Source organism: Ferdinandcohnia sp. SAFN-114 (assembly GCF_059415045.1).
Window position 1 is genome coordinate 1 of sequence record NZ_JBPFDQ010000108.1, and the last position, 16,631, is coordinate 16,631.

The window sequence follows — 16,631 nt, forward strand, 5'->3', positions numbered from 1 at the left end:
TCAAATTAATGAAAAAGTGTTAAATTTAATATGGATAGGTGTTTTATATATGTCTCATTTGGCTAGGTCAGTTCACACCTGTAATTTCTTATCCAAATGAACAACACGAGCACATTGAAAAAACATTACTTGCTGATTACGCTTTTGAATATGGAATTAATCATACGGCAATCCTTCTCGGATATGGCATGCTATTTAACCATTCCTATGAACCTAATGCCATTTATGATATAAACTTCGATAATCACACATTTGATTTCTATGCGTACAAAGACATAAAAGCAGGCGAAGAAATCCTAATCAACTACAACGGCGAAGTCGACGACAACACAAAACTTTGGTTCAATGAAGAATAATGGGACACAGGGACAGGTCCCTCGTCCCAGACATTAATTTCCAATTTAGTGGTTGTAGAGGACAAAACAAAAGTTAAATCAATATCACTTTAGAAGCAGTGTATTTCAATTTAGAAAATACACTGCTTTTTGCATTTCAAAAGTCCTTTAGTAATTTTGATGTTTTAGGAAAAAATATGAATACAAATTACAGGAGGTGTACAACATGAGCGAAGTCTATCGAGATAAGATAGTTGTGAAAGATGAGAATGGAGATGAAAAAGAATTTTCGATTGAGGCATTATTTGATATGAAGGAGAAAACATATGCATTGTTACACTCTTTACAGGATCAAAACAATACATTCGTGATGCAGGTTGAGAATACGGAAGATGGTCAGTATTTGACAGGAATCAAAAATCCATCTGAACGTGACATGGTGCTAGATGCCTACGAGATAGCTGTCGATGCAAATCCAGCGGAGTAAGCGATGGAAGAAAAGATTATTAATGTGATTGATCCACAAATGAATAGACAAATTGAGGAAGAAATTAAAGGTTTAACATTCACAAAAAACTTTCGATCTCCTTCGGCAGAGGAATGGTATGTTTTTTTACCAAGCTATAAGGACCCGACGACTGGCGGTGCAGCTGGTAAGGTTATTATCCACTATAACCTATATGATACAAAGGAAATATTCATAAATACCACAATAATATTTGACGACCCTGCCCTGCATAAGGAATCACTTCATCAGCTTGTTTATGTCATTTCGGATGAACTGGTAAATCGTTTAGTTGGTTATGCTGATACACTTCTCTCTGTTCATTCAGGTGAGAATTCGTATCAAGCAGAATACAAAAACTGAGGGGTTATGATGGTAGATAAAATAATTCAATCGATCCAACAACACTCAATTCCGTTAACTAATTTTAAAGATGACCTTGACCCACTAATTTCTGCAATCACAAATCAAAAATATATATTGTTAGGTGAGTCCTCACATGGTACGTCTGAATTTTATCAAATACGTGCGGAAATCACTAAAAGATTAATCCTTGAAAAAGATTTTACTTTTATAGCAGTGGAAGGCGATTGGCCAGCTTGCCAACAGGTGAATAGCTATATTAAAGGATACTCAAATGAATATAAAAATGCCCTAGATGTTCTAGCTTCGTTTAAACGTTGGCCAACCTGGATGTGGGCAAATGAAGAATTAATTGATCTGATTGAATGGTTAAAAGAATTTAACCAAGAAAAACCGAATGAAAAAAAGGTTGGTTTTTATGGAATTGATATTTATAGTTTATGGGAATCAATGGATGAGATACTAAAGTATTTAGAAAAAAGAAACTCTCTAAATCTTGAGGTCGCGAGAAAAGCCTTCGCCTGTTTTGAACCCTTTCATCGGGAAGCGGAAAAGTATGCTTTGTCTTCTGCATTTTATCAAGAAGGATGTCATGAAGAGGTCACAAGGCTTTTGATGGAAATAATAGCGAACAAACATGTTTACCAAGATTCACGGGAAAGCAGTTTAAATGTAGAAGTAAACGCACTTATTACGGCTAATGCTGAAAATTATTATACAACGATGATTACGAACGATAATGAATCGTGGAATATTAGAGATCGCCACATGGTTGAAGTTATACAAAGAATTGATTCCTTTTATAATCATCTTTCTAAAGGGATCATTTGGGAGCATAATACACATGTCGGTGATGCAAGAGCAACTGATATGGCCAATGAAGGCTTGGTCAATGTAGGACAATTAATAAGGGAAGAAATAGGTTCTGAAAATGTGTTTATCGTCGGTTTCGGTACACATCATGGAACGGTTATCGCAGCTAGCGAATGGGGTGTGGATTTTGAAAGAATGAATACCCCTCCCGCAGTTGTTGGCAGCTGGGAAGATCTCTTGTATAAGGCGGGAGAATTCGATAAGCTTCTTATTTTTACTGAGAAAAATAAAAATATATTTAAAAAAGAACTTGGGCACCGTGCAATTGGCGTTGTCTATAATCCGCAGTATGAGCATTATGGTAACTACGTCCCATCAGTAATATCTGAGCGGTATGATGCGTTTGTCTTTATAAATAACACAAAAGCATTAACACCATTAGAAGTAACAGGTATTTTAATTTAAACCAATACTACGATTAGCCGATGACCCCTTAACCAGGGGGGTATCGGCTATTTATTTTAAACTTCCCTTTAAAATATGACTAGAAAACTTATTTGTTATTTTTTACAAAAAAATAGTAGAAAAATACATTTTCAAAGTGTAAAATAAAAAAGCAAAAATTAGTTAGTCAAACTATTCAACATTCACATCCATTCTTAAAACAGGAGGGAACCAAGAACAATCATTATTTCTGTTTACTATCAATCTATTTATTTTAAAAAATCTAAATTTCAGTAGAGGTTGATGAAAGATGACAATGGATGCTACAGACTTACCAACAAAAGAGCCAACCATTTTTAATCATATTGGCAATAAAATCATAACAGAAGACCGAGTGATTAAGATAATTGCTAGGTTGGAAGAGCCCTTAATCGTGATTTTAGGTAATGTATTAAGTGATGAAGAATGTGATGAGTTAATTAGCTTGTCAAAGGATAAAATACATCGTTCAAAAATTAGTAATGCACGCGTAGATAATATGAGAACGAGTAGTAGTACGTTCTTAGAAGAAAGTGAAAATATAATAGTTAGTAGAATTGAAAAAAGAATCTCTCAGATTATGAATATACCAACTGAACACGGAGAAGGTCTTCAAATTCTTAATTATCAAATTGGGCAAGAATATAAAGCTCATTTTGACTTTTTTACATCCACTAACAAGGTGATCAACAACCCCAGAATCAGTACTATGGTGATGTATTTAAGCGATGTGGAGCATGGTGGGGAAACGTATTTTCCTAAACTTAATTTTTCAGTATCTCCTCAAAAGGGGATGGCTGTGTACTTTGAATACTTTTATAATGACCAGGACTTAAATGAGCAAACCTTACATGGTGGGGCGCCGGTTATTGTCGGTGACAAATGGGCTGCAACACAATGGATGAGAAGAAAAAGAATTAAATAGTGATACAATAGTAAACAAAAAGCACGGGCGATACTTCAAGTAGGAGATCGCTCTTTCTTTCTAAGGGGAGAGATGAAATGGCTTTATTAAATGTAAAATATCATTCAGAAATACTAGGCATGCCTGTCGAAATGACCGTATTATTGCCCCAGACAGTTACTGAAAATAGTCAATCCTTTCCAACTCTCTATCTATTACATGAGATGGGGGATGGTCACACCTCATGGCTACGAAAAACAAGCCTTGAAAGATATGTAGATGATCTTTCACTTGCTGTTGTCATGCCAGCGGGCCATACAAGCTACTACACAGATATGTACCATGGAAAACCGTATTTTACCTTTATCACCGAGGAATTGCCAGTGCTTTGCGAAAATATGTTTCCGCTTTCTCAAACTAGAGACGAACGTTTTATTGCCGGAAATGGGATTGGGGGCTATGGAGCATTAAAAGCAGGATTATCTGCTTTAGATACTTTTAGTGTCGCAGCTGCTTTTTCAAGTCCAATAAACGTAGTAGGGATTGCGAACCGCTTAGAAAAGCATAAGGCAATAGATATATTTGGCCAAGTTGACGAACTAAGTAACAGTATTGAAAATTTATACAAAGCAGCAGAGTCTTTACAAAATTTAAATAAACCACTATCGGATATTTATTTATCGTGTAATGAAGAACATCATTTATTGGAAGAAAACGAATCCTTCAATACATATCTAAAAAATCTCGGAGTGAAGACAACATTTGAAAAAACAGTTGGTGAACATACTGATTGGAAACAATGGGATCATGCGGTAGAAAAATTTATTTCATGGTTAACCGCAAAGAACCCAGTCTTACGAAGAGGGGGGAAATGATTGTGGCACTAATTGAAACCTGTGTATATTCTGAAGTGCTTGGGATGGAAGTTACATTAAATGTCATTCTTCCACAGGAAAGGCAACCGTTTCAGAAAGAAGAAAAACTTAAAGTACTATGGCTCTTACACGGTGGGTCTGGTGATGCATTTGCTTGGCTTCGGATGAGTAATATTGAAAAATATGCAATGAAATTTGGAATTGCTGTCATTATGCCAGGAGGAATGAATTCATGCTTTACAGACATGGAACATGGTGGGCAATTTTTTACCTATATGACAGAAGAACTTCCAGGTCTTATCCGTCATTTGTTTCCTCGCTTGTCTAAGGAACGCGAAGATCACTACATATCAGGCTTTTCGAATGGTGGGTATGGCTGTTTACGGATTGGTTTAGCACGACCAGACCTTTATGCTGCTATCGGCGCTTTCTCAGCTGGAAATAAGGCTGATGTTCCATTTAGTAATGATGGTTCTAAGAAAGCAAAAGGACGAATCGAGGTTTTTGGTGACGCTGATATAAAAAATACAGACCATGATCTTGAATATCTTGCGATTGAAGCGGCGAAATCAAATCAGGTTCTTCCTAAAATCTATCATGCATGTGGTAGTGAAGATCCTTGGTTAGATTTAAACGATAAGGTACGCGACTTTTTTCATGAACTGAGCCATTCTTATGACTACTCCTACCATGTAGCTGACGGTTATGGTCATACCTGGGAATTCTGGGATATGGAAATTCAACGCTTTCTAGAAACACTTTCTCTTAAACAAGACGACACGAGATTTATTGGAATATAACTAAAAAGAAGGCCTGCATTTGTTATGCAGGCCTTGTGAGTTATTATTTCTTTTTATATGCAGCCGTAAATTCTTCCATGATTTTGTCTCCGCCTTGCTTCACCCATTCATTGACTGCAGCTTCAAAACCAGCTTTATCAAGCTGCCCAATGATATATTGATAGGTAGCGTCATCAATGATTTTTTGCAACGCTAAGCTTTTTTCATTGAATGTAGGGGAGTGCAGTCCGACTGTTGGGTCAGGAATTAAATATTGTTCATTGTCAATGAATAGTTCTTCAGCTTTTCCCATTGGCTCGTAATCATATTTTGCTTTTAAACGACCATTTGTTTCCTCTTCAGCTATTTTTAGTGTTTGTAATGGACGAACTTCTTTATCATATATCTGCTGGTCTTTAATGACTACTTCGCCATTTTCAACAGTGTAATGTTCGCCTTCAATACCCCAATAAACTAAATTAGATCCTTCGGGAGTCATAAGGAAATCATAGAAACTTAGTATCTTTTTTAACTCTTCTTCTGTTTTAACAGAGGATTTCGGGAATAATATACCATTTCCATATCCAGGTAGGGACCAAACTGTAAATTTTCCATCTGGACCAGCAACCTGATTGTGTACATCGAACTCAGCATTAGGGTTAATTGCCACCGCATCTAAATAAAGCGATTCAACATCACCCATTGATCCAACATATACGCCTGCTTTACCGCTTTTAAGTAAGCCTTGTTGATCCGCCTTACTTGTAACTGGGAAATCCTTGTTTATGTAACCTTTTTCATGTAAGTCTCTAAAGAAATCAAGTGTTTTCATATATTCAGGGAACATAAATTCTGGTTTGATTTCTCCGTTATCTACACCAAAGTTGGTAGGAGTATGGAACCAAGAAGCAACCGTTTTGAATGCTCCAAAAATTAATTCATTTCGATCTGTTAACCCAATTGTATCGTCTTTTCCGTTCCCATCAGGGTCTTCTTCCGTAAAGGCACGCAGCATTTCATAGAATTCATCGATATTTTTTGGAGCCGATAATCCAAGCTTTTCAGCCCAATCCTTCCTATATATCATGCCTTGTCGAGAGAGAGGTTTTCCTTCATAAACCATATAAAGCTTTCCATCAACTTTTGTATTTTCAAGAATATCTTTTTTCATTTTACTCAAGTTTTCAAATTCATCTAAGTATGGCCCAATTTCCCAAAATTGACCATCTTGAATCGCTTCATGATATTGAGTAAGCATGTCTAAGTCTAAAACAACGGAGTCAGGGAATGAACCAGATCCAAATAAGGCATTTACTTTTTCCTTATAATTATTATAAGGCACAAATTGAAAATCAAGTTTCATGTCTGTTTTTTCTTCGAGGATGTTAATAATCTTTTTGTTAGGGACTTCAGGTGAGTGGAGTTTAACCATAGCTGATAGTGTAAATTCTTCGTTAGAATCTTTTGAAGCGCTTTCACCAGCACAAGCAGTTAGTGAACCAATTCCTAATGTAGCGGCACAAAGAAGAGAAAAAACTTTTCCGGGCTTTTTCATTACATCAACCTCCTACGTTTGAGTGATATTTGATATATCATGTTTTTTATCATAATGGATGATGGACGATTAGTAAATAGCTTTTTGAGAATTTTTTAACTTTTTAAAATTATCGGTGGAATGCTCTTAGCCACAATCCTTTGGTGTCAAGGATTGGACAACATTTTACGTACTTAAAATCCTAGTTTCACCGTGTTGACAACGATTACATATTCGATTTAAATAATAAGAAATATGATATATCTTCTAGAAGAAGATTACATAAAATTGGAGGGAAATCGGAATGACATATTCATTAGTTGAAAAGCTAAAACAGGATTATATGAAGCAGGAAGGCAAATGGTTTACGCATCGTTGGCATTACATTGAATCATGCATTTTAAAAGCTTATCTAGATAGCTATGAGCTAACAGGTAATGAGCGTGAGTATCAATTTGCAAAGGATTTTATTGACAGACTTTATAATGATGGGGGAGAAATTGAACAGATTGATACCCAATACTACAATATTGATCAAATTCGTATGGCAAACGTTTTATTTACCCTCTTTAATAGAGAAGGAGATTTAAAGTATAAAAGGGTTTTAGATACATTGTATACACAGTTACAAACGTATCCTCGTACAAAAAGCGGGAACTTTTGGCATAAAACGAATTATGAAAATCAAATTTGGCTAGATGGGCTTTATATGGGGCAGCCATTTTATGTGAGATATATCAAGGAGTTTCATGAAGAGAAAGATTTCTCTGATACAATCAAACAATTCAAAAACGTCCGCAAGTATTTATTTGATGATCAAACGAATCTATACGTTCATGCCTATGATGAGAGTCGTAGTATGTTTTGGTGTAATAAAGAAACGGGCCACTCACCACATGTTTGGAGCAGGGCGGTTGGTTGGTATGTAATGGCATTAGTGGATGTACTAGAACTTATAGAAGGTGAAAATGTTGATTCTGACGAGTTAAGAATCCTTTTAAAAGAAACAATTGATGGAATGTTACCTTATCAACAGCCAAATGGGATGTGGTATCAAGTAGTGGAACATCCAGGTGAGGAAGGAAATTACTTAGAGACAAGTGGAACAACAATGATGGCCTATGCTCTTTTAAAAGCTGTACGCCTAGGATACTTATCAAAAGACTACGAAAAATACGGAGTAGCTGCATTTAATGGGACAGTAGAAACCTATATGCGCGAAGAGGATGGGGAAGTGTATTTAGGAGGTATTTGTAGAAGTGCCGGTTTAGGGAAACACCCCGAATTAGGCAGAATTCGTGATGGTAGCTATGACTATTATGTTCGTGGCGAGAAGGTAGTAGATAACAACGGACATGGTGTTGCACCCTTATTAATGGCTTATAATGAGATCAATCACTTAAAATAATCTGAAATTTTTTACTACTCGTTATTTACAAAAAATAAAACAAGTGCTAATATATGATATATCAGATATCACAACTAAAAAATATCCAAATTGGAGGTGGAAATAATGAACGGTGAATTATTCTCTTTGAAAACAGAACAGGTGAAATCCTTACGAGATGTTGTTCTTGAATCCATTCGTGAAGCGATTATCTCAGGTCAATTCAAACCTGGGGATCATCTAAAAGAAAGGGAGCTCTCAGAAAAGATGGGAGTGAGTACCACTCCGATCAAAGAAGCGTTCCGTATGCTCAGCCAAGAAGGGCTTGTTGAAACCATTCCTAGAAAAGGTACATATGTATCAAGTTTAGCGGATGTAAATATACAAGAAGTGCAAATCTTACGAGCAGGCGTGGAAGCAGTTTGTGCAAAGCTTGCAGCGATGAAAATCAATGATAGCCAAAAAGCGGAATTACAGCAACAATTGGAGCAAATGGAGTCCCTCTTGCACCAAAATGAGGTAGAGCGATTGGTAGAGGAAAACACCAAATTCCACGGTATGATTCGAGCTATTGCTGATAATCCAATGGTTACGCAAATTCTTGATAATATCGCAAGCTTTGATAAAGCTTTTCGTAAAAGAGCACTAAAGGAAAAAGGGGAATTAGTATCTGGCTATACTGAGCATCGCAAAATTGGTAATGCGATTATCTCTAAGAATCCAGACCTAGCTGAACATCTTATGAAAGAACATATTTTACGAACCTTGCATGATGTATTAAAAGGATCGACAGAAAAATAATCAGGTATTAAAGGAGGATAAGATGAATTACGCTGACTGGAAAGAAAAATTTGAAACCATTTCTGGCATTACCATTACCCCATTTAAAAAAGAATCAAGAGAAATTGATTGGGACGGAGTAAAAGAGAATGTTGAATTTCTCATTCAAAGAGGTGTGAAGGTCATTGTTCCTTGTGGCAATACAAGCGAATTTTACTCCCTTACCATTGAGGAAGCAAAAGAAGAGATTAAAAGAGTAGTAGAGTATGTAGATGGAAGGGCCATTGTATTGGCTGGTATTGGTTACTCGGTCGATACAGCCATCGAGATGGGAAATTACGCGAAAACAGTTGGTGCTGACAGCGTCATGATTCATATGCCGATCCATCCATATATTACAAATGAAGGTGCATATGAATACTTCAAATCAATTATTGAAGGTGTAGATTTACCATCTTGTATTTATTTTAAAGATCCTAATTTAAGTGATGATGTTCTTGTCAAATTAGCCCCATTAGAAAAACTTGTCGCAGTTAAATATGCTGTAAACGACCTCCCTAGATTTACTAACACTGTTCAAACTGTATCACCCGAACACCATATTGCCTGGATTTGTGGAACGGCCGAGAAATGGGCACCATTTTTCTTCAATGCCGGGGCAGTTGGTTTTACTTCAGGACTTGTTAATCTTTTTCCCGAAAAATCTTTTGAAATGTTGAATGCGCTTCAATCAAAAAATGACGAAATTGTTTGGAAGGTATGGAAAGAGGTCGTACCTTTTGAAAATTTACGTGCGAAATATAATAGTGGAAATAATGTGGTTGTTATTAAAGAAGCAATGGAGCAAATCGGACTTAACGCTGGGATCACAAGACAACCCGTTTCTGCTCTTAATGAAGCCGATCGTAAGGAGTTAACTGATTTACTTGAATCATGGGGATTTGTACCCAATCTCATCAAATAGAAAGGGGAAAATTATGAGTCAAATCTATGAGAATTTCATTAATGGACTGTGGCGTACATCAAGTAGTGGTGAGTTATTAGAGAGCCAGAATCCTGCCAATTTTTCTGAGACTGTAGGGAAGTTTCCTAGTTCAACCACAGAAGATGTCGATAGCGCTGTTGTTGCTGCAAAAGGAGCTTTATCATATTGGAAGGATCTTTCTGCGTTAGAGAGAGGCCATTTTTTACATAAAACAGCTGATATTTTAGAAAAGAAGTTAGATGATATTGCAAGAACGGCAACACTTGAAATGGGAAAAACCTTAGCAGAAACAAAGGGTGAAGTAACTAGAGCCGTTCAGATTTTACGATACTATGCGCAGGAAGGTTATCGAAAAATGGGAGATAATATCCCATCGGGCGGAAGTAAAAACCTATTAATTACAACACGTGTACCAGTAGGTGTAGTTGGAGTCATTTCACCTTGGAATTTTCCAATTGCCATTCCGATTTGGAAAATCGCCCCAGCATTGGTGTATGGAAATACGGTGGTTTTAAAACCTGCTTCTGAAACATCGATTACAGCGATTAAGATAATCGAGGCTTTTGCAGAAGCAGAGTTTCCGAAAGGTGTCATTAACATTGTAACGGGAAGAGGTTCGGTTGTTGGTGATCATTTAATCAATCACCCTCAGGTGAATGCGATTAGTTTTACTGGTTCTAATGAAGTTGGCAAAGTTGTTGCCATGAGCTGTGTTGAACGTGGGGCAAAGTACCAACTGGAGATGGGCGGGAAGAACCCAGCAATTATTCTTGACGATGCAGACCTGGAGTCAGCTGCTGAATTGACAGTTAGCGGTGCCATGAAACATACTGGACAAAAATGTACAGCGACTAGCCGAGCTTTTGTTCACGAAGCAGTATATGAGGAGTTTAAAGCGAAAGTACTTGAAAAAGTAGCTGACATAAAAATAGGGTCGGGCTTAAATGAATCCACGTATATGGGGCCATTAGCATCAAAGTCTCAACTCAAAACCGTACTTCATTACTTAGAAGAAGGTAAAAAATCAGGGGGTACACTACTTACGGGTGGTAAAGTACCAGAGGGTAATGAATATAGTAACGGATTTTATGTTGAACCTACTGTGTTTGAGAAAGTCGACCACAAAAGCGCAATTGCACAAGAGGAAATATTCGGCCCAGTTCTATGTTTATTTAAAGTTGATAGTTTGAAAGAAGCGCTTGAAAAAGCAAATGATAGTAAGTTCGGCTTATCAGCATCATTATTTACAAAAGATATTGGTAACGCCTTCACGTATATTAATGAGATAGATGCAGGCTTGATCAAAGTAAATGGTGAGAGTGCGGGTGTTGAATTACAAGCTCCATTTGGTGGTATGAAGCAATCTAGTTCCCATTCAAGAGAACAAGGTGAGGCGGCAAAAGAATTTTTTACTTCTATTAAAACAATAACCATTACACCAGTTTAAGAATCGTACATATCAAGGTCTAAAATAATAGTAAAGTAGGGATGATGGTAAATGAAAATAACAGATATTACGTTAACAGTTGTTGGTATTCCACGTCATACCGGTTTTGTAAATAAGCATATTATTGTTAAAATTTTTTCTGATGAAGGGATCGTAGGAATTGGAGAGATGTCCGATTTTTCCCATCTCCCACGCTACGCACCAGATGTTGAGGATTTAACAAATGTCCTTAGGTCCATTCTGGTTGGTGAAAATCCATTTGATATTATGAAGCTTAACCTGGAGCTGTCTGGTAATTTCCCTGAAGCTATGTATTACTATGAAAAAGGGAACTTTATCCGTAATGGAGTCGATGTTGCCCTCTATGATTTATGTGCGAAGTACCTAGGTATTTCGGTTGCTGATATGCTTGGTGGAAGAATAAGAGAAAAAATTAAAGTATGTTACCCAATTTTCCGTATGAGATTTATGGAAGAAGTGGAAGAGAACGTCGAGGTCGTCCGTCAACGATTACACCAAGGATTTGATACATTCCGCTTATATGTTGGAAAAAATATTGACGCCGATGAAGCCTTTTTAGCAGCTGTAAAAAGCGAGTTTGGCAACGAAGTGAAAATTAAATCACTTGATTTTAGTCACTTGCTTGATTGGAAAGCAACATTACAAGCAGTTAAGCGACTAACTAAATATGATTTAGGACTTGAGATGATAGAAAGCCCTGCTTTTGCCAATGACTATGAGGGCTTGAATCATATTAGAATGAGAACCGATTATCCAATCAGTGAACATGTTTGGTCCACGAAACATCAGTACGAAATGATCAAGCATGATTCGGTAGATATTTTTAATATCTCCCCAATCTTTATTGGTGGATTAACAGCAGCAAAAAGAGCAGCAGCAGTTGCCGAAGTAGCTCGTAAAAGCGTCATCTTAGGAACCACACAAGAACTTTCGATTGGCACTGCTTCAATGGCCCATTTGGGAGCAAATCTAGTAAATCTAAATTATACTTCCGACCCAACAGGACCGGAACTCTATATCGGAGACGTCGTAAAAGATCGCATTCAATATCAAGACGGCTATCTCCATGTCCCTGACCGTAATGTACCAGGCCTAGGAATCGAACTAGACGAAAACCTAATCGAAACCTACCGCGTCAAAGATCTAAGCTGGGGTGAAGTATCCGTTCACCAACTCCAAGATCGAACCGCTCAAACCAAATAAGTGGGTCAGAGGGACAGGTCCCTTGTCCCATACATTAATTTCCATATTAGTAGAGAAGAAGAGGTTGCACTTATGCAGCCTCTTTTTAATATGCAATTTTGTAAAAACTGTAATTAGGATTCATTTTTAATCTCACTCCTGATTTAAAGTCCAATTTATGACAGAGTATCGGAAGAAAGACCTATTTTTATGAGTAATATAGTTAAGTAGAATCAATATAAGGAAGTGTTTACTAGTCTATCAAAAATATGTAAACGCTTTTTTGTTAAAGAAAGGAGGTCAAATCACGTATTACATATATCTAATTTATTAAGGGGAGGTTTGTTGTATTGAGAGTTAGAAATTTGAAAAAATCAATCATGCTCACATTTTGCTTTACTCTATTATTTGGTCTAATCGCTCCATTTACTACTTCAAATATGCTACCTGTTTCTGCTGAGACGATACAAGTCGAAGTGCCAAATGGTAGTTTTGAAGAAGTTGATAATCCTAGGTGGAGTCTTGTTACCAATAATCCATCGACAAGCATTAGTTTTAGTGAAGAAAAAGCTCGTACAGGAAACAGAAGCTTGCACTTTAAAGATGAAAATAGCAATAATCCAGGTGGGAACCTGCAGGTAACAAGCGAAAAAATCTCTGTTACCAAAGGTGTTTCATATATCGCAAAAGCATATGTGAATGTTGTTAGCCAATCACACAGTATTGGGTATGAGGTTCATTTCTTTAACGGTGAAGGACAAAAAGTTGGATCTGCTACTTTTATTAACTTTAATGCTGCTACTTTAGGTAAAGATAAGTGGACTGAAATTCAAGTTCCTTTTGAGGTGCCAGAGGGAGCAACACAAGTTGAACTTCGATTCAACTCGGGTCATCCTTCTATCACAGAGGCTTATTTTGATGATGTTACGATTGAAGGGACTACTATTGAAGAGCCTCCAGTTGACGATATCCATACGGAAGTGATGAATCCTAGTTTTGAAGAAGCTGTGGTTGATGGAAGTATTCCTGGTTGGACTTCCGAATTTGAGGGACCTGGAATAGAAGTAAGTACGGAGCGAGCTCGTACTGGAGCCCAAAGCGTGCACTTGCATGACACAACTGACAAAGCGAGTGTTAGTGTCTTAAGTGACAAAATTGCAGTTGAGGCTGGTGCATCTTATTTATTAACAGTTTATTCAAATGTTGTAAGTCAGACACATAACGTGGTAACCGAAATTCGTTATTTTGATGCGGACAATAATAGTATTACACAACATAGAGAATTAAATGGGAACCTACCAAAAAATGAATGGACTGACCTAAAAGTATTTAGTGTTGTTCCTGATAATGCAGCCTATGCGAGACTAGCATTCTATTCAGGCGGCATTAGCTTTACAGAGGTCTATTTTGACGATGTTACCTTCGAAAAAGTTACGGATGATGGTAAATTTGATCGTGAATATACAAATCCTATTAATTTAGGTGAGATGGTTCATGTTCAATTAGGCCAAGCAGGAGCAATTCAGGAAAATAGTCTAGGTGAAAATGAAGTATATTATCATTCTAATGGTGCACCAGGTACGTTTTCCGTTTTAGATGCTGAGACAGGGGAGCTTAAGTTTTCAAAAGTCATTCAGAATACCGAGGCAGTTTGGGCAATTACCATTGGTTCTGATAAAAATGTATACTTCGCAAGCACTTCTGACGGAAAGCTATACCGCTATGTCCCAGAATTAAAAGAAGTTCAAGACCTCGGGGCCAATCCTTCCGCAGCTTGGGTATGGGATTTAGAAGCGACAGATGATGGTAAAATTTATGGTGCCACATATCCAGGTTCAGGTGTTTTCGAGTATGACATAAACACAGGTGAATTTAAGGATTTTGGTAGTGTTTCGGACGAGGATTATGCACGCGGGCTCGCAGTAGATGGGGATTATATTTACGTTGGAACTGGAACAATAAAACATTTGTATAAGATTAATCGACATACAGGTGAAAAAGAGGAGCTAATTCTAGAAGGACACTCAGGTGAAAATGGATTCATCCAAGATGTTTGGGTTGTAAATGGGAAGCTACTTGTGGCCGTTTCAACAATTAACATGATTGTCGTCAATCCAGAGACAATGGAAGTTGAAGGTTCATTCTCATTTAGTAATATGATTTCCGAACCAGATCCTAATCAACCGAACACGATTTATTACAAAAATGGAACACAATTATTCAAATATGACCTTAGTTCAAACGTCGAAACGTTAATTGAAGACATTCCAATTCTTCCGGATACTCCTCGAGTAAAGGATATGGCTTGGATTACACTATCTACTGGTGAGACGGTATTAGCAATGGTCACACAGTACGGAGAATATATGTTATATAATCCGGAAACAAATGAACTGAATTTCGTCATTTTAGATCTTGCGGCAACAGCAGTAGCGATTCAGTCACTTGAAACGGGTCCAGATGGCAAACTATATATGGGTGGATATCAGCGTGGTATGAGTGTGTATAATCCGTTCACAAATGAAATCGAAGTAAATATTTCTTCCTTTGCTCAACCAGAGGGGATTGGCTTCTTGAATGACAAAGTGTATTTTGGCACATATGTGGGTGCGATTATGTACAGTTACGATCCAAATCAACCTGTAGACTTAAATAGCAATCCACAGCTTGAATATGATATAAAAGATGAACAAGATCGTCCTTTTGCGATTACGTCAGGGGATAACAAGCTATTTGTTGGAACAATTCCTGATTATGGTGTACTAGGTGGGGCTCTTGCTATCTATGATGAAAATACAGGTGAATGGTTCCAGCAACGAAATGTTGTTCAGGACCAAAGTATAATTAGCTTAGCTTATCATGATGGAAAATTATTTGGTGGTACTTCTGTATGGGGTGGCTTAGGAATTGACCCTAAAGCGACAGAAGCCAAAATTTTCGTATGGGATGTTGAAAAAGGCGAGAAGATGGCAGAATTCACACCGGAGATTCCTGGAATAGATGTTACCCCTCGCATGATTGGTGATTTATCATTCGGGCCAGATGGTTATTTATGGGGTGCTGTAGAAGGAACTATTTTTAAAATGGATCCAGAAACCTATGAAGTTGTTGATAGCAGAGTGATTCGACCAAGTTTATATAATAGTAGCAAATGGTTCCCTTACCAACTCGTGTGGGGTCCAGATGGCATGCTTTATACAACTTTATCTCGCAAACTAATTGCGATTGACCCTGAAACATTAAATTATAAAGTACTTGCGGAAGATTTCATAAATAGCATGACTCTAGGAAATGATGGAAGCATCTATTATGCTGTAGGTAGTGAGCTTCATAAAATTGCTATACCTGAAACAGATGCAACTTTAAAATCGATTACAGTAGATGGGGAAGCACTTGAAGATTTTCAACCTGGGGCAACAAACTATACGTTGGACGGTAAGCAAACTGAAAATATCGTGGCAGTGCCTACACAGTCAGGGGCTATTGTAGACATTGTACATTCCAAGGAAAAGGCGGAAATTAAAGTTACTGGAACAGATGGAATATCAACATTAACATATACCATCGTTTGGACAGGTAAGCCAGGAAAGCCAGATAAACCTGGAAAGCCGGACAAACCGGGGAAACCAGATAAACCAGGGAAACCTGACAAACCAGGGAAACCCGACAAACCAGGGAAACCCGACAAACCAGGAAAGCCAGATAAACCAGGGAAACCAAACAAACCTGGTAATTAAGGGAACTTTTATTAGTTCTGTATTAACCAAAAAGGACTTTTGCTGATGCAAATTGAAGAAAAATAAATTACATTTTTTGATACAAATAATTCACCAAAAAGCTTGAGGGGACGTTCAAACCCTCAAGCTTTTTTGACTTTAGTAAATTGGTTGCTTTTATATAGAATGTCATTTTACTAGCAACTTCGTAAGGTCCAAATTAGGAGAAGTGATACTAAAAGATTTATCAAATGTAATAATTATCCACTTGCGTATGCGTTTTTTTGATGTAAAGCAATAAAAGCATACGCAAAAAAGAAATGCGTATGCTTTTAGATAGATTTAGAGTATAGAACCATTCGCAAGATCCAAAAAAAGGGAGAAGGGATATTAAAGGAGCTCATAAATGTAATAATTATCCATTTGCACATCGTTTTTATGAAAAAAAGCAATAAAAGCATACGCAAAAAAGAAATGCGTATGCTTTTAGATAGATTTAGAGTATAGAACCATTCGCAAGAT

General features: G+C 37.2%; 14 protein-coding genes. 13 read left to right on the forward strand and 1 reads right to left on the reverse strand.

The window, feature by feature from the left end; genetic code table 11:
* Positions 1-38 precede the first annotated feature (38 nt).
* The 7 genes from ACR65M_RS23630 (at position 39) to ACR65M_RS23660 (ending at position 5,078) form a co-directional block, all read left to right on the forward strand.
* A complete protein-coding gene (locus ACR65M_RS23630; RefSeq protein ID WP_440274562.1) occupies positions 39-356 on the forward strand; it encodes an SET domain-containing protein in 318 nt (105 codons plus the stop codon).
* Between the two features lie 205 nt (positions 357-561).
* Positions 562-822 (forward strand): DUF1292 domain-containing protein, encoded by a 261-nt coding sequence (locus tag ACR65M_RS23635; RefSeq protein WP_440274563.1) that lies wholly within the window; start codon positions 562-564, stop codon positions 820-822.
* A 3-nt stretch (positions 823-825) separates the two neighbouring features.
* Positions 826-1,203, forward strand: coding sequence for a hypothetical protein (locus ACR65M_RS23640; RefSeq protein WP_440274564.1), 378 nt, complete (start codon positions 826-828; stop codon positions 1,201-1,203).
* A gap of 9 nt (positions 1,204-1,212) precedes the next feature.
* Positions 1,213-2,481, forward strand: coding sequence for an erythromycin esterase family protein (locus tag ACR65M_RS23645; RefSeq protein ID WP_440274572.1), 1,269 nt, complete (start codon positions 1,213-1,215; stop codon positions 2,479-2,481).
* A gap of 289 nt (positions 2,482-2,770) precedes the next feature.
* Positions 2,771-3,424 carry a 2OG-Fe(II) oxygenase gene (locus tag ACR65M_RS23650; protein WP_440274565.1) on the forward strand — a complete coding sequence of 218 codons (654 nt, stop codon included), beginning with the start codon at positions 2,771-2,773 and terminating at the stop codon, positions 3,422-3,424.
* Between the two features lie 77 nt (positions 3,425-3,501).
* Positions 3,502-4,278, forward strand: a complete 777-nt coding sequence (locus tag ACR65M_RS23655; protein WP_440274566.1) for an alpha/beta hydrolase — start codon at positions 3,502-3,504, stop codon at positions 4,276-4,278.
* Positions 4,279-4,280: 2 nt separating this feature from the next.
* Positions 4,281-5,078, forward strand: coding sequence for an alpha/beta hydrolase (locus ACR65M_RS23660; RefSeq protein ID WP_440274567.1), 798 nt, complete (start codon positions 4,281-4,283; stop codon positions 5,076-5,078).
* 43 nt (positions 5,079-5,121) lie between these two features.
* On the opposite strand, the gene ACR65M_RS23665 is transcribed toward ACR65M_RS23660, so the two are convergent.
* Positions 5,122-6,612 (reverse strand): extracellular solute-binding protein, encoded by a 1,491-nt coding sequence (locus tag ACR65M_RS23665; protein ID WP_341331579.1) that lies wholly within the window; start codon positions 6,610-6,612, stop codon positions 5,122-5,124.
* Positions 6,613-6,895: 283 nt separating this feature from the next.
* Here ACR65M_RS23665 and ACR65M_RS23670 point away from each other — a divergent pair, with 283 nt between their 5' ends.
* The 6 genes from ACR65M_RS23670 (at position 6,896) to ACR65M_RS23695 (ending at position 16,130) form a co-directional block, all read left to right on the forward strand.
* Positions 6,896-7,999, forward strand: coding sequence for a glycoside hydrolase family 88/105 protein (locus tag ACR65M_RS23670; RefSeq protein WP_440274568.1), 1,104 nt, complete (start codon positions 6,896-6,898; stop codon positions 7,997-7,999).
* Positions 8,000-8,104: 105 nt separating this feature from the next.
* The gene (locus ACR65M_RS23675) at positions 8,105-8,779 is read left to right on the forward strand and encodes an FCD domain-containing protein (protein ID WP_121446104.1); all 675 of its coding nucleotides are present in this window, start codon (positions 8,105-8,107) and stop codon (positions 8,777-8,779) included.
* A 22-nt stretch (positions 8,780-8,801) separates the two neighbouring features.
* Positions 8,802-9,722 carry a dihydrodipicolinate synthase family protein gene (locus ACR65M_RS23680; protein WP_341331581.1) on the forward strand — a complete coding sequence of 307 codons (921 nt, stop codon included), beginning with the start codon at positions 8,802-8,804 and terminating at the stop codon, positions 9,720-9,722.
* Between the two features lie 13 nt (positions 9,723-9,735).
* A complete protein-coding gene (gene gucD, locus ACR65M_RS23685; protein ID WP_440274569.1) occupies positions 9,736-11,190 on the forward strand; it encodes an alpha-ketoglutaric semialdehyde dehydrogenase GucD in 1,455 nt (484 codons plus the stop codon).
* 51 nt (positions 11,191-11,241) lie between these two features.
* Complete coding sequence (locus ACR65M_RS23690; RefSeq protein ID WP_440274570.1) at positions 11,242-12,414, forward strand: mandelate racemase/muconate lactonizing enzyme family protein; 1,173 nt, start codon at positions 11,242-11,244, stop codon at positions 12,412-12,414.
* 329 nt (positions 12,415-12,743) lie between these two features.
* Entirely contained in the window at positions 12,744-16,130 is a 3,387-nt protein-coding gene (locus ACR65M_RS23695; RefSeq protein ID WP_440274571.1) for a carbohydrate binding domain-containing protein, read from the forward strand.
* Positions 16,131-16,631: the final 501 nt, after the last annotated feature.

Bases quoted from the DNA above. Each gene is read 5' to 3' on its own strand.
- ACR65M_RS23635 (WP_440274563.1), top strand. From the start codon at position 562: ATGAGCGAAGTCTATCGAGATAAGATAGTTGTGAAAGATGAGAATGGA.
- ACR65M_RS23640 (WP_440274564.1), top strand. From the start codon at position 826: ATGGAAGAAAAGATTATTAATGTGATTGATCCACAAATGAATAGACAA.
- ACR65M_RS23645 (WP_440274572.1), top strand. From the start codon at position 1,213: ATGGTAGATAAAATAATTCAATCGATCCAACAACACTCAATTCCGTTA.
- ACR65M_RS23650 (WP_440274565.1), top strand. From the start codon at position 2,771: ATGACAATGGATGCTACAGACTTACCAACAAAAGAGCCAACCATTTTT.
- ACR65M_RS23655 (WP_440274566.1), top strand. From the start codon at position 3,502: ATGGCTTTATTAAATGTAAAATATCATTCAGAAATACTAGGCATGCCT.
- ACR65M_RS23665 (WP_341331579.1), bottom strand. From the start codon at position 6,612: ATGAAAAAGCCCGGAAAAGTTTTTTCTCTTCTTTGTGCCGCTACATTA.
- ACR65M_RS23670 (WP_440274568.1), top strand. From the start codon at position 6,896: ATGACATATTCATTAGTTGAAAAGCTAAAACAGGATTATATGAAGCAG.
- ACR65M_RS23675 (WP_121446104.1), top strand. From the start codon at position 8,105: ATGAACGGTGAATTATTCTCTTTGAAAACAGAACAGGTGAAATCCTTA.
- ACR65M_RS23680 (WP_341331581.1), top strand. From the start codon at position 8,802: ATGAATTACGCTGACTGGAAAGAAAAATTTGAAACCATTTCTGGCATT.
- gucD (WP_440274569.1), top strand. From the start codon at position 9,736: ATGAGTCAAATCTATGAGAATTTCATTAATGGACTGTGGCGTACATCA.
- ACR65M_RS23690 (WP_440274570.1), top strand. From the start codon at position 11,242: ATGAAAATAACAGATATTACGTTAACAGTTGTTGGTATTCCACGTCAT.